At 74.4% G+C, this 3,214-nt stretch carries 3 protein-coding genes; all 3 read right to left on the reverse strand.

The window, feature by feature from the left end; translation table 11 throughout:
* Window positions 1-79: 79 nt before the first annotated feature.
* Genes pcaB through ACE3Q3_RS23610 form a run of 3 tightly spaced genes read right to left on the reverse strand, consistent with a single transcriptional unit; the run spans window position 80 to window position 3,103 of the window.
* A complete protein-coding gene (pcaB, locus tag ACE3Q3_RS23600) occupies window positions 80-1,432 on the reverse strand; it encodes a 3-carboxy-cis,cis-muconate cycloisomerase (RefSeq protein WP_374450187.1) in 1,353 nt (450 codons plus the stop codon).
* A gap of 13 nt (window positions 1,433-1,445) precedes the next feature.
* On the reverse strand, window positions 1,446-2,417 hold the full coding sequence (glk, locus tag ACE3Q3_RS23605) for a glucokinase (RefSeq protein ID WP_374450189.1): 972 nt from the start codon (window positions 2,415-2,417) through the stop codon (window positions 1,446-1,448).
* Window positions 2,414-3,103, reverse strand: coding sequence for a glutathione S-transferase family protein (locus ACE3Q3_RS23610; protein WP_374450191.1), 690 nt, complete (start codon window positions 3,101-3,103; stop codon window positions 2,414-2,416). The genes glk and ACE3Q3_RS23610 overlap by 4 nt, the downstream gene beginning before the upstream one ends.
* Window positions 3,104-3,214 lie beyond the last annotated feature (111 nt).

A 3,214-nucleotide genomic window follows, 5' to 3' on the forward strand; every position in this document is an offset into this window, starting at 1 on the left:
CGAGCGCCGCGTCGTCGACCTCGGCTTCGAGATCGTCGAGCGCGAGAGCGTGTGACTGGGCGGCTCGCCGCCAGATGCCTCAGCCGTCGTCCCGTCCGGCGAGGACACGATCGACCATCGGTCCGGCGAGGCCGAGATAGCGGACCGGATCGCAGAGCCGCTCCAGCGCCGGCCGATCGAGATGCCGGGTGACCTCCTCGGCCTCCGCCAGCAGGTCGACGAGCGGCCGGCCGGTCGAGAGGGCGTCCCGGCACAGGTCGGCGACGAGATGATGGGCCCGCGCCCGGCCGAGATGCGGGGCGAGGCCCATCATCACCGCCTCCGACACCACGAGCCCGTGCGTAAGGTCGAGATTCGCCCGCATCCGCCGGGCGTCGACCTCGAGCCCGCCGACCAGCGCGCGCGCATGGCCGAGCGCGCCCGCCGTCAGGCAGCACAGCTCCGGCAGCGCCACCCATTCGATCTGCCACGGGCCCGCCGCGCGCTCGTGCTCGGCCACCATCGCCTCCAGGATGGCCGTCACCTGCGGGCGGGCGGCGGCGACGGCGGCGTGGATGTAGATGCAGGCGACCGGGTTGCGCTTCTGCGGCATCGTGCTGCTGGCGCCGCGTCCCGGAGCCGACGGCTCGAAGACCTCCCCGACCTCGGTCTGCATCATCAGCTTCACGTCGACGGCGAGCTTGCCCAATGTGCCGCCGACGAGGCCGAGGAAGCAGGCTGCCTCGGCGATGCCGTCGCGCTGCGTGTGCCAGGCGATCGCCGGCTGGCCGAGACCCAGTTCCGCCATCACGGCCGCCTGGACCTCGAGCCCACGTTCCGGCAGCCCGGCGAGCGTACCGGCGGCGCCGGCGAACTGGCCGACCAGGACGCGCGGCCGCAACTCCGCCAGCCGCGCGCGGTGACGGTCGAAGGCGGCCAGCAGGCCCGCCATCTTGAAACCGAAGGTGACGGGAACCGCCTGCTGCAGGTTCGTGCGGCCGGCGACCGGCGTGTCGCGGTGGCGCCGGGCGAGGTCGGCGAGGCCCGCGGCGACCGCTGCCAGGTCGTCGTCGACCAGCGCCAGCGCGTCGCGAAGCTGGAGCACGGTCGCGGTGTCGGTGACGTCCTGGGTCGTCGCCCCCCAATGGCAGTACTGGCCGAGATCGCCGTCGCAGAGCCCGACCAGCTGCTGCACCAGCCCGATGATGGGCGAGCCGACCCGCGCCGTCTCCTCGGCCAGGCGGACCATGTCGATCCGCTCGACGCGGCAGTGGCGCGCGATCTCCTCGCCCGCCGCGGCCGGAATCAGTCCCAGCCGAGCCTGGACACGGGCGAGCGCGGCCTCGAACGCCAGGTAGTGGCCGACCCGCACCCGGTCGGAGAAGACGGCCCGCATCGCCGGCGCGGCGAAGAACTTGCCGAGGATGCCGGAATCGATCGCGGTCGCGGCCATGGCCTCCCTCCCCTCATTGCCGATCGGCGAGATCGGCCTCCTCGCCCGCCAGGTGCGCCAGACCGACCAGGGCGGCCGCCGGGTGCCGGACGATCGCGAGCGGCACCGTCTCCAGCCAGGGCCGGAAGCGCCCCTTGGCGACGAAGCGCTCGCGCAGGTCGCTGGCGACCAGGAAGTCGAGGATCCTGGGCGCGATGCCGCCGGCGATCCGCACCCCGCCGCCGGCGCGGAAGGTCAGCGCGAGGTTGCCGGCGACGCCGCCCAGCATGGCGCAGAACATGGCGAGTGCGGCCCGCGCGACCGGGCAGCGCCCGGCCAGGGCGGCCTCGGTGATCGCCTGCGGCGCCAGCGCCTCGACGCGGACGCCGTCGCGCTCGGCCAGGGCCGCGTGGAGATTGGCGAGGCCGGGGCCGGAAACCGCGCGCTCGGCCGAGACGTGTCCGAAGCGCCGGCGCAGGATCTCGATGACCGCCGCCTCGCCGGCGTCGGCGGCGGCGAGCGACGCGTGACCGCCTTCGCCCGCGACGACGCCGGGCGGCGGTCCCGGCAGCCACGCGGCGGCGCCGAGGCCGGTGCCCGGTCCGACGACGACGATCGGCGTATCCGGGTCGCGGTCGCCGCCGCCCAGGGTGCGCAGGTCGTCGCCGCGGAGGGCCGGCATTGACCAGGCGACGGCCGCGAAGTCGTTGACGAGACGGACGGAGGCGAACCCGAACTGCCGGCGGATGTCCCGGGCATCGATCTCCCAGTTGGCGTTGGTGAGCCGCATGCGCCGACCCTCGATCGGTCCCGCCGCGGCCAGCAGCGCATCCCGGGGCGAAGGCCCCTGGTAGCCGGCGAGCGCCGCGGCGAGTGCCGATTCGAGGGTCGGATGGGCCGCCGTCGGTACGGTCGGCAGGGGGCGGATGCCGTCTGCGGCGAGCAGCGCGAAGCGGGCATTGGTGCCGCCGATGTCCGCCAGGAGGACGGGACGGGCGGCCGTCATCGGCAGGGACCCTCCGCCCCTTCGCCCGGATCGTCGGGCCCGATCATCGGCGACCGCGTCGCCCGCATGGACGGCCGGCCCGCCATCCGCCGGAACCAGCCGGCGAGGGCCGGGTACCGGCCGAGCATCGCCGCGCCTTCGGGCGCCGCCCGGAAGCACGCGAACATGGGTGCGGCGTGGAGATCGGCCAGGGTCGGCCCGCCGCCGCCGGCGAGCCAATCGCCGGCGCCAAGGAAGCCCTCCAGGACCCGGCAGCACCGCTCCGCCTTCGGAAGCGCCGCGGCGATCGCCGCCTCGTCCGGCGTCTCGCCGCGGACCGGCCGGCGCACGCGCTCGACGAAGACGTCCCAGACCAGGGTCCGGTAGGCGTAGGCGTCGAGCAGTCCGACGATCTGGGCCATCCGCGCCCGCGCGTCGACCGCGGCCGGCTGCAGCGCCGGCCCGGGAAACGCCTCGTCGACATAGCGCGTGATCGCCGCCGTCTCGAACAGATCGAGCCCGCCGTGGCGGAACGCCGGAATGCGGTCGAAGGGATGCAGTCCGCGATAGGAGTCCGGTACCGCGGCGGGATCGAAGATGTCGACCGGCTCGAAGCGGTGGGCGACGCCCTTCTCGGCGAGCGCGAGGCGGGCGATTCGCGTGTAGACGCTGTAGTCCGCGCCGAAGAGGATCGGATCGGTCACCATGGGACGGCGAGCATCCGATCGATCGCCGCCGACGGCAAGCGCGAGGGAGGGACCGGTGTAGCTGCCGCGTGATCTGTCCGGGATTTGTAGCGCGTGATCTGTCCGGTTCTG

Source organism: Allostella sp., assembly GCF_041913585.1.
Taxonomy (GTDB): Bacteria; Pseudomonadota; Alphaproteobacteria; order ATCC43930; family Allostellaceae; genus Allostella.

Bases quoted from the DNA above. Each gene is read 5' to 3' on its own strand.
- pcaB (WP_374450187.1), bottom strand. From the start codon at position 1,432: ATGGCCGCGACCGCGATCGATTCCGGCATCCTCGGCAAGTTCTTCGCC.
- glk (WP_374450189.1), bottom strand. From the start codon at position 2,417: ATGACGGCCGCCCGTCCCGTCCTCCTGGCGGACATCGGCGGCACCAAT.
- ACE3Q3_RS23610 (WP_374450191.1), bottom strand. From the start codon at position 3,103: ATGGTGACCGATCCGATCCTCTTCGGCGCGGACTACAGCGTCTACACG.